Here is a 14380-nt window from a genome sequence, read left to right as displayed (position 1 = left end):
GTCCGGGTTCCGTCACTGCTGCTTGGACTGGGAGTCGGCCGGCTGCGCCGCCGCATCCGGCTTGGGCTGCTGCTGCGCCGCCGGTGCCGCGGCATCGGCCTTGTCGGCAGCCGGTGCGGCCTGCGCGTCGCCGCCTTGAGCTGCGGCGGGAGCCGCGCCCGGAGCGCCCGGCTGGCCGCCTTGCGCCGGCTTGTTCGGATTCCACGCAACGCCCTTGGCCGGCTGGCCTTCCTTCGCCTTCTGCACACCGTCGACGATGACCTGGTCGCCGGGGGACACGCCGCCGGTGACGATCCACTGGCCCTTCTGCTGACCATCGACGGTGAGGTTCTTGCGCGCCACCTTGCCGTCCTTGCCGAGCACCAGCGCGTAGGCGCCGGTGGCATCGCGCTGCACCGCCTGTTGCGGCATCAGGTAGGCGTTGTTGCGCTGGCCAAGGCTGGCCTTGAAGGTCACGAACGCGCCCGGCAGCAGCGCCTGTTCCGGGTTGGGCAGGGTCGCGCGTAGCGACACCGCACCGGTGCTCGGGTCGACCGTGACGGCCGAGACATCCAACGTACCCGGATGCGGATACTGCGTGCCGTTGCCTAGCTCCACATTGATGGTGGATTTGCCATCGCCGCTGAGCTGCACGTTGCCGCTGCTCTGCGCCTGGCGCATTGCGGCCAGTTCTTCGCTGCTCATCGCGAAGTTCACGTACAGCGGGTCGATCTGGTCGACCGTGGTCAGCAGGGTCGCTTCACCGGCACCGACCAGCGCGCCTTCGGTCACGCGCTGGATCCCGGCGCGGCCGGTGATCGGCGAGGTGACGCTGGCGAAGCTGAGCTGGATGCGCGCGGACTCGACCAAGCCACGCGCCTGCTGCACGTTGGCGCCGGAGGAGCGCTCGGTGGCTTCGGCGTTGTCGATGTCGGCACGCGACACGTACTGCTGCGGGGCCAAGCTGCGCGCGCGCTTGGCGGCGACCTGGGCATTGGCGTAGGTCGCCTGGGCGGCGGCCAACTGGCCCTGCGCCTGCAGCAACGTGGCCTTCAACGGCATTGGGTCGATCTCGAACAGCGGCTGGCCTTCCTTGACGTCGGTGCCTTCGGTGTACAGGCGCTTGAGCAGCACACCGTCCACGCGCGCACGCACGTCGGCCGAGCGGTACGCTGACAGACGGCCCACCAGGTCGCGTTCCAGCGGCAGGGTCTGCGGCTGCATTTCCAGCACCGACACTTCCGGCGGCGGCGGCGCCTGTTGTTGTTCGGGCTTGCTGCAGGCAGCGAGCGCCACGGTGATGGCACAGGCCAGGCCGAGTGTGCGGAGCGGGGCAATCATCAGGAGGAACTCCGTTAGGGTCTTGAAGCGAGAAAGGAAAGCGGGGACAGCGAAGGCGTTGCAGCGGCCGCGGCGAACGCGCGCAGAAAGGTGTCGACAGCGAATTGCGCCCATTGCTGCCTGGCGGGGAGGCCGGCGCGATGGGGGACCTGAAAGCGTTGCCGATCGAGATCCAGACCGACGATCATGCTCAACAGCAGTTCGGCCATGAAGTGCGCATCGTCATGGCGCAGCTGGCCGGCATCCATCGCCTGCTCGAAGCGATGCGCCAGGCGCTGCTGCATGCCGACCACCCCGTCATGGAAGATCTGCTGCGACTGATCGGGAAACCGATGCGACTCGGCTTCCACCAACCGGCAGGTCTGTACCACATCGGGACGGTTCAGGCGATCCAGATGGGCCAGCGCGAAGGCCAGCAGATCCTCACGCAACTCGCCCGAGGCGGTACCCAGCGGCACCGTGGCCAGATGCACATGGTCCTGAAGGACATCGCGCAGCAGGTTTTCTTTACAACCGTAATAACTGTAGAGCGTCTGCTTGGAACAGCCGGCACGCTCGGCCACTGCATCCATGCTCAGCCGCATGCCGCGCTCGGCAAGCAGCGTATGCACAGCCGCATGGATGCGGCGATCGCAGTCCGAGCGCCGGGCAGCACGGTGGGAACGGGGGGTCATGGCGGTAGACTATACCGTCCAGTTTAGTTTTTAAACAGACTTGACGGTCGCAGTTTGGTCTGCGCAAGCCCTTGTGCGACAAGCACCTGACCGGACTTTGCCGGATCTGGCGGTCCAGTGGCCACCTGCGCCAGTGCGCATCGCACCTCTGCGGGGAAACTACACAGTGGTATTGCTTTTGCAACCTGCGCGCGCCGACTGACGGCTGAGGATTTGCGCTATGCAGCAAGGCGTCGTCATCGCGCATCGGTACAATTCAGGTTTTCCACCGAGCACCCCAGCTCTCTCATGACAGCCAAGAAAGCCGCTTCGAAATCGTCCACGACGCCGACCAAGCCGGTCGCCGAACGTGCCGTCCCCGTGCTTGCCGGCGCACCGCAGGCGGTCGTTCTGGAGCCGGTGTTTGCCGCATTGCGCAAGCGCTACCCGGCGGCCCGCCAGGCCGAAGTGCAGCTGTTCGCAGCCGGCTTCTATCGCCGCATGGAAGAGGACGAGTTCCCCAACCATCCGCCCGAGCAGTGGGCGGCGCTGGCGGCGGACATGCTGGAATTTGCACGCACGCGCAAGGCCGGCACGGTCAACGTGCGGGTGTTCAACCCGACCTTGAAGAGCCACGGTTACGAGTCGCCGCATACGCTGTTGCAGATCGTCAACGACGACATGCCGTTCCTGGTGGACTCGGTGAGCATGACGCTGTCGGACCTGGGCATCGGCGTGCACGTGCTCGGCCACCCGGTGCTGCGCATCGCGCGCGACAAGGCCGGCAAGCTGACCGCGGTGGGCGAGGGCAAGAGCGAGTCGTTGATGGTGCTGGAGATCGACCGCCAGCCCGCCGAAGAAATGCCCAAGGTGGAAGCGGCGGTACGCAAGGTGCTGGCCGAAGTGCGCGCGATCGTGCACGACTGGGCCGCGATGCGCGAAAAGATGGTGATGCTGGCCGACGACCTGGCCACCCGGCGCCTGCCGATGGACGACATCAGCCGGCACGAGGCGCAGGAATTTCTGCGCTGGGCCTCGGCCGACCACTTCACCTTTTTCGGCTATCGCGAATACCGCGTCGAAAAGCAGGACGGCCAGGACGTGCTGGCGCCGGTGGAAGAGACTGGGCTTGGCCTGATGCGCGGCCACGACACCTCGCCGGCGCGCCCGGTGACCACGCTGGCAGCGCACGGTTTGAATACCTCGTCCAAGCTCAAGGACGCGCTGATCCTGACCAAGACCAATGCGCGCTCGCGTGTGCATCGGGTTGGCTACATGGATTACATCGGCGTCCTGGAGTTCGATGCCAAGGGCCGCATCGTCGGCGAGCAGCGCTTCCTGGGCCTGTTCACCTCCAGCGCCTACAACCGCCGTCCGTGGGAAATTCCGCTGGTGCGGCAGCGCCACGAATACGTGATGAGCAAGTCCGGGCTGACCCCGAGCAGCCACAGCGGCAAGGCGCTGCGGCACATTCTGGAGACGTTGCCGCGCGAGGAGCTGTTTCAGTCCAACGAAGAAGAGTTGTACCGCACCGCGATCGGCATTCTCGGTCTGCAGGAGCGCGTGCGCAGCCGCATGTTCCTGCGCCGTGACAAGTACAGCCGCTTTATCTCCGCGCTGGTGTACATCCCGCGCGAACGTTTCAACACCGATGTGCGGCTGCGCATCGAAGCCTTGCTGAAAGATGCGCTGCACGGCGAGTACATCGACTCCAGCGTGGTGCTGGGCGAGTCGCCGCTGGCGCAGCTGCACCTGATCGTGCGGCCCAAGAGTGGCGAGGCGCTGGAATTCAACACCACCGAACTCGAATCGCGGCTGGCGCATCTGCTGCGCAACTGGCGCGATGCCTTGCGCGAGGCGCTGGTGGCGCGGCATGGCGAAGCCAACGGCTTGCGCATGGCGGCCAACTTCGGCCGTGCGTTGCCGGCTGGCTACATCGAAGATTCCTCGATCGAATCGGCGGTGTCCGACGTCGAGCATCTGGCCACGCTGGACGGCCCGGACGACCTGCATCTGAGCCTGCAGGAAATCCGCCACGACGACGGCATGCGTCTGGATGCCGGCGAAGGCCTGCGCCTGAAGCTGTATCGCCAGCTCGACGACATTCCGTTGTCCGATGCGATGCCGATGATGGAGAACATGGGCCTGCGGGTGATCTCCGAACGGCCGTACCGGCTGCAGGTCGGCGAAACCCCGGTGTATATCCAGGATTTCGAGGTCGAATCGACCGCCGGCAAGATCAATGCGGCCCACGCCGATGCCGGCTTTGGCGAAGCCTTCGAACGCATCTGGAATGGCGATGCCGAGAACGACGGCTTCAATCGCCTGATTCTGGCCGCCGGCCTGCATTGGCGCCAGGTCGCGCTGCTGCGCGGCTATTGCAAGTATCTGCTGCAGACCGCGGTGCCGTTCTCGCAGGCCTATGTCGAGGCGACGTTCACCCGTTACCCGCTGCTGGCGCGCTTGTTGGTGGAATTGTTCGAAGCGCGCTTCGACCCATCCACCGGCAAGGAAACCAAGGCGCAGATCTTTGCCGGCCAGGAACGCCTGCGCGAGGAATTGTCGGTATTCGCAGCCGACGACGAGGCCACGCTCAAGGCATTGGAGCCGGTGTTGCAGGCACGTGGCAGCGACCGCGCCGCGCAGCAGGAGGCCACCCGCTCCACGCTGCTGAAGCTGATGGACCGCGTGTCCAGCCTGGACGAAGACCGCATCCTGCGCAGCTTCATCGACGTGATCGATGCCACGCTGCGCACCAACTATTACCAGACCGACAAGAGCGGTAAGCACGGCCACTGCATCAGCTTCAAGCTGGATTCGGCGATCGTGCCGGATCTGCCCAAGCCGCGTCCTTACCGCGAAATCTTCGTCTACAGCCCGCGCGTGGAAGGCGTGCACCTGCGCTTCGGCGCGGTGGCGCGTGGCGGCCTGCGCTGGTCGGACCGGCGCGAGGACTTCCGCACCGAGGTGCTGGGCCTGGTCAAGGCGCAGATGGTCAAGAACACCGTCATCGTGCCGGTCGGCGCCAAGGGCGGTTTCTACGTCAAGCGTTCGCCGGTGGGCGGCGACCGTGACGCAGTGCAGGCCGAAGGCATCGCCTGCTACAAGCTGTTCATCCAGAGCCTGCTCGACATCACCGACAACATCGTCGGCGGCAAGATCGTGCCGCCGCCGCAGGTGGTGCGTCACGACCAGGACGACCCGTATCTGGTGGTCGCCGCCGACAAGGGCACCGCCACGTTCTCCGACATCGCCAACGGGCTGGCGCTGGACCACGGGTTCTGGATGGGCGATGCGTTCGCCTCTGGCGGCTCGGTCGGTTACGACCACAAGGGCATGGGCATTACCGCGCGTGGCGCGTGGGAGTCGGTCAAGCGCCACTTCCGTGCGATGGGGCGCGATTGTCAGAGCCAGGAATTCAGCGTGGTCGGCATCGGCGACATGTCCGGCGACGTGTTCGGCAACGGCATGCTGTTGTCGCGGCATATCCGTCTGCTGGCCGCGTTCGATCACCGGCATATCTTCCTGGATCCCAATCCGGATGCCGCTGCCTCGTTCGCCGAGCGCGAGCGCCTGTTCAAGCTGCCGCGTTCCAGCTGGGCCGACTACGAGGCCAAGCTGATCAGCGCCGGTGGTGGCATCTATCCGCGCACGCTCAAGTCCATCGACATCAGCGCGCCGGTGCGCGAAGCCTTGGGCCTGGAATCCAACATCAAGCAGCTCTCGCCCAACGAGCTGATGAACGCCATTCTCAAGGCGCCGGTGGACCTGTTCTGGAACGGCGGCATCGGCACCTATGTCAAAGCCTCCAGTGAATCGCACGCCGATGTGGGCGACCGCGCCAACAACGGCCTGCGCGTCAATGGCGGCGAATTGCGCTGCAAGGTGGTGGGCGAGGGCGGCAATCTGGGCCTGACCCAGCTCGGTCGTATCGAGGCCGCGCAAACCGGCGTGCTGCTCAATACCGACTTCATCGACAACTCGGCCGGCGTGGACACCTCCGATCACGAGGTGAACATCAAGATCCTGCTCAACGACATGGTGCAGGCCAAAAAGCTCACCTACGACGCGCGCAACACGCTGCTCGCCTCGATGACCGACGAAGTGGCCGATCTGGTGCTGTGGGACAACTATCGCCAGAACCAGGCGATCAGCCTGATGGAGCGCATGAGCGTCAAGCGCCTGGGTTCCAAGCAGCACTTCATCCGCACGCTGGAACTGCAGGGGCTGCTCGATCGCCAGATCGAGTTCCTGCCCTCCGATGCCGAACTGTCCGCACGCAAGGCGCGCGGGCAGGGCTTGTCGCGTCCGGAGCTGTCGGTGCTGTTGTCGTACTCCAAGCTGGTGGCGTTCCAGCAGTTGCTGGAATCGGATATCCCCGAAGACCCGTATCTGTCCAAGGAGTTGCAGCGCTACTTCCCGCAGCCGCTGCAGAAGAAGTACGCCGATGCGATGGAGCGTCACCGCCTCAAGCGCGAGATCATCGCCACCGCGGTGACCAACACCACCATCAACCGCATGGGCGCCACCTTCCTGATGCGCATGCAGGAAGACACCGGCCGCAGCATCGCCGAGGTCGCCAAGGCCTATACCATCAGCCGCGAAACGCTGGATGCACGCGCGCTGTGGACGCAGATCGACGCGCTGGACGGCAAGGTGCCCGAGTCGGTGCAGATCGATGCACTGGAAGTGATCTGGCGCCTGCAACGCTCGTTCGTGCGTTGGCTGCTGCTGCGTCCTGGCCAGATGCCGGGCATCACCGCGGCGGTGGAGCGTTACCACGGCCCGTTCAACGACATCCGGGTCGCCTCCGGTGTTCTCTCCGATACGCAGCGCCCGCAGTACGAAGGCAGCGTGCAGGAATGGCAGGAAAAGGGCCTGCCGCCGCAGCTGGCGCAGCAGTTGTCCGAGCTGCGTTATCTGGAACCGGCCTTCGACATCATCGAAACCGCGCGTACTCGCAAGCTCAAGCCGGTGGACGTGTCCAAGGTGCATTTCCGCCTGGGCGAAGCGCTGCGCCTGCCGTGGTTGTTCGAGCAGATCGACGCGCTGGAGGTCAACGGTCGCTGGCACGCCGTGGCACGTGGCGTGCTGCGCGACGAGCTGGCCGCGCATCAACGCGCCTTGGTCGGCCAAGTGTTGACGATGTCAGGCAGCACGGCCGAGGACAAGGTGGCCAACTGGCTGGCACGCGACGATTCCAGCCTGCGCTTCACCCTGGCCATGCTGGCCGATGTGGCCGAGCAGAAGACGCTGGACTACCCGACCGTGTCGGTGGCAGTGCAGCGACTTGGGCAGTTGGCTGCGCACGGGATGTAAGTAAGCTGCACGGTGGTAACGGAGCTTGGCTTCGCCACCACCGCAGTTTGAGCGGTTAAGGCGTTTAACCTTCTAAGCAGCCTGCCCAGAGAATCGGGCGGGCTTTAACTATGCGTCAGTGATGATTTCTAAATTCCACACTGCACGAAACCACCGTTTATAGAAAGTGCGTGCCAATAGGCAGCACACTTGCTGCTGCTTTACGTACATCGACATCAAGCGGTGCTTGTTGCGCTTGTGGCTTCTAGTTGAGTATAGGAGGCCAGCACTACTAACTGCGTGCTCAACGTTCAAGCTCATTGGTTGCCGCAACGCATACACGTCTGGCGAATTGCCTAACTAACAATTGCATTCTACAAGGATGATTGTATAGTCGCATCAATGGACGACAACTCTGCCATTGCGGCACTTTCAGCTCTCGCACACGCCGATCGTCTAACTGCGTTTCGCATGTTGGTCCGCGCGGGGCCAAACGGGATGCCCTCAGGCGAGATCGCCGACGCACTCTCAATCCCTCCCACCCGGATGAGCTTTCATCTCTCGACACTCGAGCGCGCAAGCCTACTGCGTTCCTGGCGGGACGGGCGACGTGTTCTTTACGCAGCGAGCTATGACGATATGCGCCAACTTCTCGCCTTTCTGACAGAAGACTGCTGTTCCGGGAATCTGCAAATCTGCGGCTCTCTCACCGATCTGGTGACAACCTGCAGCGCGGAGACTTGCTCATGAGCGATCCAAAGAACTTTGGCACCCGTTTGCTGCGCTGCTGCAACGTTGCGCGCTGTAAGGTGCGCGCAAAATGCGCCAGCTGATAGCCATATTCCATTCCTTTCCGGACGCGACCTGAGAACTGAACATGACTATCACCATTTATCACAACTCAGACTGCGGCACGTCCCGAAACACGCTCGAAATAATTCGCCAATCAGGAGAAACGCCTGATGTCATTGAGTACCTGCGAACGCCACCATCGCGCGAAACGTTGATGCAGTTGATTGAGGCGATGAGCCTAAGTCCGCGCGATTTGCTACGTCAGAAAGGAACCCCTTACACGATGCTGGGCTTGACGATCTCACGCTGTCCGATGCGCAGTTGCTGGACGCGATGCTGGCGTATCCGATCCTCATCAACCGGCCGATTGTGGTCTCCGACAAAGGTGCAGCGCTCTGCAGGCCATCGGAAAAGGTCTTCGCGTTGCTGGCCAATCCGGTCGCCTCCTTCACCAAGGAAGACGGTGAAGTGGTGACTGCGCAAGGGGCATCGCATGATTGATTGGTTGGAGGCGGACTTGCCCAACATCGATCTGCCGCAGCTGCATCCAATCGATATGGGCGCTCTAGCTGCATCGGAAGATCCGATGCATCCGCCTCGCATCTCGATTTTGTACGGCTCGATCCGAGAGCGGTCATATTCGCGTTTTCTTGCGGAAGAAGCAGCTCGACTTTTACGGTGGTTCGGCTGCGACGTGCGCATCTTTGATCCACGCGGATTGCCACTTCCAGATGGAGCAGAAGCCGATCATCCAAAAGTGGCTAAGTTGCGCATGCTCGCCGAGTGGTCCGAAGGCATGGCATGGGTCAGCCCGGAACGCCATGGCGCCATGACCGGGGTCATGAAGGCGCAGATCGACTGGATCCCGCTGGAGCTGGGTGCCACGCGACCGACACAGGGGAAGACACTGGCCGTGATGCAGGTGTCAGGCGGCTCGCAGAGTTTCAACTCGGTCAATCAGATGCGCATTCTCGGCCGCTGGATGCGCATGGTCACGATCCCGAATCAGTCGTCGGTTGCCAAGGCATTTCTGGAATTCGACGACACCGGCCGGATGAAGCCCTCCGCGTATTACAACCGGCTGGTTGATGTCTGCGAGGAGTTGGCGAAGTTCACCTGGCTGGTGCGTGGCCGTTCCGCCTACCTGACCGACCGCTACTCCGAACGCGTCGAAAGCGCCGAGGCGCTGTCCAAACGGGTGAACCATCGCTCCATCTGACATCCTTCGGAATCTTCCATGCTTGCGCTTACCCCGTCTTTGCAGACGCAAGATGCCTGTTGGATTAGCCCGGTGCGACGTCAGAGCACTTGCCAGAGCATGTAGCCCGCGGTGATGAAGATGAGTAGCGCAAAGGCAGCGTTGAGCGCTCCCCGATGTTCTGCAAGTGCAGTCGCTGCACGCGCTCCACCGACGCCACCCGCGCTGCCCGCAATGATCAACGCCGCAGCAAGTGGCCAATTCACCAGCCCGGAATGCGCGTAGTTCAGCGCCGTAGTCAGGCCGAAAGCGGAGACCGCCACGAGGGAGCTGCCTATCGCAGTCAGCATCGGCATGCCGGTGGCGGTCATCAGGCCAGGCACGATGAGGAACCCTCCACCGATACCGAAAAAGCCGGAAAACCCGCCGGAGATCGCTCCCAGCCCCATCAGCGCGGGCGCATTGTCCTTGCCGAGCCGCACAGTCGCATCCTCTCCCGCGTTGCGCCTGCGCAACATGAGCAAGCCGATCACCACCATCAGCACCGCGAACAGCACCAGCAGCCGCTGTCCGTCGAAGGCCTTGCCCAGGGTAGAGCCGAGGTAGGCGCCGGCGATGCCTGCCAATGCGAAGGCCGAGGCGCACGGCCACCTGACATTGCCACGGCGGGCATGTACGAGCAGGTTGGACAGCGCATTGGCAGCCACCGCCAGCGCGCTGGTTCCGATGGCCACATGCGGATTGTCGACGCCGACTAGGTAGAGCATCAGCGGGACAGCGAGGATGGAGCCTCCTCCACCGACCAGCCCCAGCACAAAGCCGACCATAATTCCGGAAAGCCCACCCAGCGCCAGTTGCAGCAGTGAAAGTGTTTGCATAACGAATGGCTACCCAGGGCTAGACAGCGCGTCTCAGCGAAGGCGCTGAGCGAGGGAGGAAAGGTCGTAACCCGCGTCGGCGGCGACGGAGAGGACTTGCTCGGCCATGACGCCGCCAGTACGCACCTGATCAAGGGCCCATAACGACGTCGAGCGCGTCCCCGTCCTGCAATAAGCGGCGACGGGACCAGGCAACTGCTTAAGCAGCTCGCCGAACTGTTGCACCTGGTGATCGGAGATGGCGCCGGCCACAACGGGCAGATAGGCGAAACGTATGCCCGCGCTCGTGCAGGCTGCCTGCATGGCCAGGTGATCGGGCTGGTCCTGCTGTTCACCGTCGGGCCTGTTGCAGACGATGCTTGCGACACCCTGTTTGGCCAGGGCAGGGATGTCGGCAGGAAGGATCTGATCAGTTACAAGCACATCGGGCGAGAGCGGTCGAAGTTTCATGGCTGCTTCTCCGTTGTTCGGGAGCGGTGGATGAGCCAGTGCAGCAACAGTCCCGCCACCATCGATGCAGCAAAGACCACTGCGAACGGTTGAGCGGTCGCTAACAGGGCGATGGCCGGGCCTGGGCACACGCCTGCCAATCCCCAGCCGATGCCAAACAAGGCCGCGCCGATGACCAGCTTCCGGTCGATCTGCCGTTGCTGCGGGAAGTGAAATGACGGCGCAAGCAGGGGCGCGGTACGCACACGGGCCCATCGATAGGCGATGGCTGAAGGAATCAGCGCGCCCGCCATCACCAATGCCAGTGAGGCATCCCAAGCGCCGGTGACATCGAGGAAGGCGAGCACGCGCGCGGGATTGGCCATGTCCGAGAGCACCAAGCCCAGGCCGAACAAGGATCCGCAGAGAAAGGCTGCTAGCCGGATCATGCGCCTGCTCCGGCGGCGATCCGGACGACCGTTACCGTTGCCATGCCCAGCAGCATGAAGACCGTGGTGGCGACGATGGAGCGCGGCGACAATCTCGCCAGCCCGCTCACCCCGTGCCCGCTGGTGCAACCAGCGCCCAGGCGCGTCCCGTAGCCCACTAACAGGCCAGCCAGGATCAGCACCGGCGTCCCGGTGCCCAATAGTGACGGAAGCGCAATTGGCTTGATCGCTAGTCCCACGCCTGCACTTGCCAGAAGTCCGGCCAAAAACAGGATGGACAGCGAGCGTGCACCGCCAACCTGCAGGCCGAGTGCGTTGGCTAGCAGACCAGAGATGCCTGCGATGCGGCCTGCGAGCAGCAGATACGCGCCAGCGGCTGTGCCGATCATCAGGCCGCCGGTAAGGGGCCAGTACCAGGCCAAGGAAGGCAGAGTCATAGCAGGTCCACCGGTAGCTTCAGGTAACGCACGCCGTTATCGTCGGGTTCGGGCAGATGACCGGCGCGCATGTTGACCTGTACCGACGGAAGGAGCAGGCGCGGCATGGGGAGCGTGGCGTCGCGCTTCTCCCGCATCTCGACGAACATGACCTCGGAGACGCCCTGATGCACATGCACGTTCGCGGTGCGTTGGGCGCCGATCGTGGTCTCCCACGCGAAATGGTCCCGGTCGGTGGCTTTGTAGTCGTGGCAAAGGAAGACACGGGTGGCGTCCGGCAGCCCCAGCAATCGCTGGACGGAACGATAGAGCTGGCGCGCTGAGCCACCCGGAAAGTCACAGCGGGCAGTGCCGTAGTCCGGCATGAACAAGGTGTCGCCCGGAAACACCGCATCGCCGATGACGTAGGCCATGCAGGCCGGCGTGTGACCAGGCACATGCAGCGCAATCGCTTGCAGATTCCCGATAGTGAATGCTGCGCCGTCGGCAAAGAGGTGGTCGAACTGGCTGCCATCTCGCTTGAATTCTGCACCGGCGTTGAACACGCTGCCAAAGGTGTCCTGCACTGAAGTAATGCGCTCGCCGATGGCAAGCTGTCCGCCAACGTGTTGTTGCAGCCACGGCGCGGCCGACAGGTGGTCGGCGTGTGCATGGGTTTCAAGCAGCCACTGAACCTCCAGGCCCTCCTCACGCACGTACTGCGCAAGCGCAGTAACAGAGCCGGTTGCCGTCCGGCCTGAGGCCATGTCGAAGTCGAGAACACTATCGATGATCGCGCAGGCCGACGAGCAGGGGTCGCGGACCACGTGGCTGGCGGTAAAGGTCGCAGGATCGAAGAACGTCCTCACGTGCGGCGACGACGTGGCACCGGAATGCGCGTTGCTCACGATGGTTCGAGCCGTTTCCAATAAAGCATCTATTGCGGCGGGGATAGTCACGGTCAGTTGGCCGATTAAGAGTATCCCAACTATTTCATAGTTAATGAAACTATGCAACTATTGCGGGGCTGCTTACTTTTCTGTTCAGTTGCCGCAGGGCTTACCGGCTACGCTCTACATCCCAAGGCCGCATCCTCACGACCCGTGACCGAAACTATTCTTACCGTCAGTGATCTCGCTGCCATGAAGGAGCGGGTGCCGGAAGTTGCTGAGCTGCTGCGCTTCATGGCCACGCCGTCACGCCTGCTGCTGCTGTGCCAGTTGTCACAGGGGGAATCCACGGTGGGAGGCCTGGAGGCGACGACCGGTATCCGGCAGCCGGCCTTGTCCCAGCAGCTAGCAGAACTGCGTCAGCGGCAATTGGTCGTAACCCGACGCGAGTCCAGATCCATCATCTACCGAATGGCTGACCCCAAGGTTGCCGCCTTACTGACCGCCATGCATGCGATCTTCTGCGCGGATACTGATCATGTGGACGGTCACTTTTGAAAGTTGCAGTCCATTTGCGGCACGCAATGCAGAGGGCGCAAGCTCAGCAATAGGCGCGCACACTAGGCACTACTTTCGATATTTCCTTGGCCTGTCGACGCACTGATCCTACGGATCACTGGTCTCCTATGCCGCCACTGTCTTCTGCCGATGTATCCGCCGCGCACCAGACCTGCTTGCCCCTACTCAAGCCTCTAGACTGGCTGCGCAGGCAATTTCGTGCCAACGATCTCTGGTTCATCACACTGGCAGCGGTTGTCGGGCTGATGGCTGCGGCACTGGAGGTGGGGCAGGCCGGTATCGCACACGCCTTGCAGAGCTGGCTTTACGCGCTTGCGCCCAACGAGCGGCTCAGCACGGCAACCTCGATTACCCCCGCTCAGTTGTTGGTCTTGCCTCTGGGCGGCTTGCTGGTCGGTCTGGCGGCACTGCTGGCACGTCGTCGCAAGCGGCCTCTGGTGGATGCGGTGGAAGCCAATGCATTGCACGGCGGGCGCATGTCGATGCGCGACAACCTGATCGTTGCGCTGCAAACCCTATTGTCCAATGGTTTCGGCGCGTCGGTCGGACTTGAGGCGGCGTATACGGAGATGGGATCGGGCGCCGGTTCGCAGTTGGCCCGAGTGCTGCGAGTGCGTCGTGCGGATATGCGCACCCTGGTCGGTGCCGGCGCGGCGGTGCGATCTCCGCCGCCTTCGGCGCGCCGCTTGCGGGAGCGTTCTACGCGTTCGAGATCGTGATTGGTGCCCATACGCCATCCGCGCTCGCGCCGGTGGCTGCCGCGGCGCTGGCCGGCGCCTTCATGGCCAATGCCTTGGGCGCGTCGCCCTACTCGCTGCCGGCGGCGGTGGCTTATCAACTGCAGTCGCGCGACTACGCCATCTACATCGCGCTCGGTCTTGCGAGCGCGTTGATCGGCATCGCGGTGATGCGCTTGGTTGGCGGTATCGAGCGCGGCGTCGGCCGCATCACGCTGCCCGTCTGGGGCCGTCCGGTGGTGGGCGGCCTGCTGCTGATTCCGCTGGCAATGTATTCGCCGCAGGTGTTGTCGTCCGGGCATGGCGCGTTGCACCTGGATCTGACGGGCAGCAGTACGCTGCGGGTGTTGGCAATCGTGCTGGTGCTCAAATGCATCGCATCGGGCATCTCGCTCGGCTTCGGGTCTCGCGGTGGATTGTTCTTTGCCTCGCTGTTCATGGGATCGCTGTTGGGCAGCCTGTTTGCGGTGGGGGTGAACCTGCTAGCAGGTGCCTCGGTGGTAGACCCGACCAGTGCCTCTTTAAAAAATAGGCTTGCATCGCCAGCCAGGCCGTAGCTTCTAAGATCTTCACCGGTCTGGTGATAACGCCCGCACTTGATCTTGACCTACGAAGAACCTCAACGATTGATTCGACCCGACGTACACCCCAAGAGAAGCGTTGGTGGTTGAACAGCGTAGATGCTAAAGCGCGCAGGTCACTCTTCCCGAAATCAGTACAACGCAGACACAGTTGTACTCA

11 protein-coding genes and 2 pseudogenes are annotated in these 14380 nt (G+C 63.2%); 6 read left to right on the top strand and 7 right to left on the bottom strand.

Annotation, left to right across the window (positions count from 1 at the left end):
* Positions 1–12 precede the first annotated feature (12 nt).
* Together NYR97_RS21400 and NYR97_RS21395 are read right to left on the bottom strand one after the other, a co-directional pair.
* Positions 13–1320 carry an efflux RND transporter periplasmic adaptor subunit gene (locus tag NYR97_RS21400; RefSeq protein ID WP_316695660.1) on the bottom strand — a complete coding sequence of 436 codons (1308 nt, stop codon included), beginning with the start codon at positions 1318–1320 and terminating at the stop codon, positions 13–15.
* 14 nt (positions 1321–1334) lie between these two features.
* Positions 1335–1994 carry a TetR/AcrR family transcriptional regulator gene (locus NYR97_RS21395; protein ID WP_316695658.1) on the bottom strand — a complete coding sequence of 220 codons (660 nt, stop codon included), beginning with the start codon at positions 1992–1994 and terminating at the stop codon, positions 1335–1337.
* Positions 1995–2282: 288 nt separating this feature from the next.
* Here NYR97_RS21395 and NYR97_RS21390 point away from each other — a divergent pair, with 288 nt between their 5' ends.
* The 4 genes and pseudogenes from NYR97_RS21390 to arsH all read left to right on the top strand — a co-directional run bounded on the left by NYR97_RS21390 (position 2283) and on the right by arsH (position 9282).
* Positions 2283–7292: an NAD-glutamate dehydrogenase gene (locus NYR97_RS21390; RefSeq protein WP_316695657.1), complete on the top strand. Its 5010-nt coding sequence runs from the start codon at positions 2283–2285 to the stop codon at positions 7290–7292.
* Positions 7293–7673: 381 nt separating this feature from the next.
* Positions 7674–8021, top strand: a complete 348-nt coding sequence (locus NYR97_RS21385) for an ArsR/SmtB family transcription factor (RefSeq protein WP_316695656.1) — start codon at positions 7674–7676, stop codon at positions 8019–8021.
* 127 nt (positions 8022–8148) lie between these two features.
* Positions 8149–8564 (top strand): annotated as a pseudogene (arsC, locus tag NYR97_RS21380) (arsenate reductase (glutaredoxin)).
* A complete protein-coding gene (gene arsH / locus NYR97_RS21375) occupies positions 8557–9282 on the top strand; it encodes an arsenical resistance protein ArsH (RefSeq protein ID WP_316695655.1) in 726 nt (241 codons plus the stop codon). Before arsC ends, arsH begins: the two are co-directional and overlap by 8 nt.
* A gap of 80 nt (positions 9283–9362) precedes the next feature.
* Here arsH and NYR97_RS21370 read toward each other — a convergent pair whose 3' ends face one another.
* Genes NYR97_RS21370 through NYR97_RS21350 form a run of 5 tightly spaced genes read right to left on the bottom strand, consistent with a single transcriptional unit; the run spans position 9363 to position 12341 of the window.
* A complete protein-coding gene (locus NYR97_RS21370; protein WP_316698426.1) occupies positions 9363–10124 on the bottom strand; it encodes a sulfite exporter TauE/SafE family protein in 762 nt (253 codons plus the stop codon).
* Positions 10125–10172: 48 nt separating this feature from the next.
* A complete protein-coding gene (locus NYR97_RS21365; protein WP_316695653.1) occupies positions 10173–10589 on the bottom strand; it encodes a protein tyrosine phosphatase family protein in 417 nt (138 codons plus the stop codon).
* Positions 10586–11017 (bottom strand): DUF6691 family protein, encoded by a 432-nt coding sequence (locus tag NYR97_RS21360; protein ID WP_316695651.1) that lies wholly within the window; start codon positions 11015–11017, stop codon positions 10586–10588. Before NYR97_RS21360 ends, NYR97_RS21365 begins: the two co-directional genes overlap by 4 nt.
* On the bottom strand, positions 11014–11454 hold the full coding sequence (locus NYR97_RS21355; RefSeq protein WP_316695650.1) for a YeeE/YedE family protein: 441 nt from the start codon (positions 11452–11454) through the stop codon (positions 11014–11016). The genes NYR97_RS21360 and NYR97_RS21355 overlap by 4 nt, the downstream gene beginning before the upstream one ends.
* The gene (locus NYR97_RS21350) at positions 11451–12341 is read right to left on the bottom strand and encodes an MBL fold metallo-hydrolase (protein WP_316695649.1); all 891 of its coding nucleotides are present in this window, start codon (positions 12339–12341) and stop codon (positions 11451–11453) included. The genes NYR97_RS21355 and NYR97_RS21350 overlap by 4 nt, the downstream gene beginning before the upstream one ends.
* Positions 12342–12575: 234 nt before the next feature.
* On the opposite strand from NYR97_RS21350, the gene NYR97_RS21345 reads away from it, so the two are divergent.
* On the top strand, positions 12576–12881 hold the full coding sequence (locus tag NYR97_RS21345; RefSeq protein ID WP_316698423.1) for a metalloregulator ArsR/SmtB family transcription factor: 306 nt from the start codon (positions 12576–12578) through the stop codon (positions 12879–12881).
* 128 nt (positions 12882–13009) lie between these two features.
* A pseudogene (locus NYR97_RS21340) lies at positions 13010–14187 on the top strand (chloride channel protein); the annotation flags it as partial.
* Positions 14188–14380: the final 193 nt, after the last annotated feature.

This window comes from Xanthomonas hydrangeae, assembly GCF_032697525.1.
Lineage (GTDB): Bacteria > Pseudomonadota > Gammaproteobacteria > Xanthomonadales > Xanthomonadaceae > Xanthomonas > Xanthomonas hydrangeae.
This window is presented reverse-complemented; position numbering and strand designations above follow the sequence as displayed.

Bases quoted from the DNA above. Each gene is read 5' to 3' on its own strand.
- NYR97_RS21390 (WP_316695657.1), top strand. From the start codon at position 2,283: ATGACAGCCAAGAAAGCCGCTTCGAAATCGTCCACGACGCCGACCAAG.
- NYR97_RS21385 (WP_316695656.1), top strand. From the start codon at position 7,674: ATGGACGACAACTCTGCCATTGCGGCACTTTCAGCTCTCGCACACGCC.
- NYR97_RS21355 (WP_316695650.1), bottom strand. From the start codon at position 11,454: ATGACTCTGCCTTCCTTGGCCTGGTACTGGCCCCTTACCGGCGGCCTG.
- arsH (WP_316695655.1), top strand. From the start codon at position 8,557: ATGATTGATTGGTTGGAGGCGGACTTGCCCAACATCGATCTGCCGCAG.
- NYR97_RS21365 (WP_316695653.1), bottom strand. From the start codon at position 10,589: ATGAAACTTCGACCGCTCTCGCCCGATGTGCTTGTAACTGATCAGATC.
- NYR97_RS21345 (WP_316698423.1), top strand. From the start codon at position 12,576: ATGAAGGAGCGGGTGCCGGAAGTTGCTGAGCTGCTGCGCTTCATGGCC.
- NYR97_RS21360 (WP_316695651.1), bottom strand. From the start codon at position 11,017: ATGATCCGGCTAGCAGCCTTTCTCTGCGGATCCTTGTTCGGCCTGGGC.
- NYR97_RS21395 (WP_316695658.1), bottom strand. From the start codon at position 1,994: ATGACCCCCCGTTCCCACCGTGCTGCCCGGCGCTCGGACTGCGATCGC.
- NYR97_RS21400 (WP_316695660.1), bottom strand. From the start codon at position 1,320: ATGATTGCCCCGCTCCGCACACTCGGCCTGGCCTGTGCCATCACCGTG.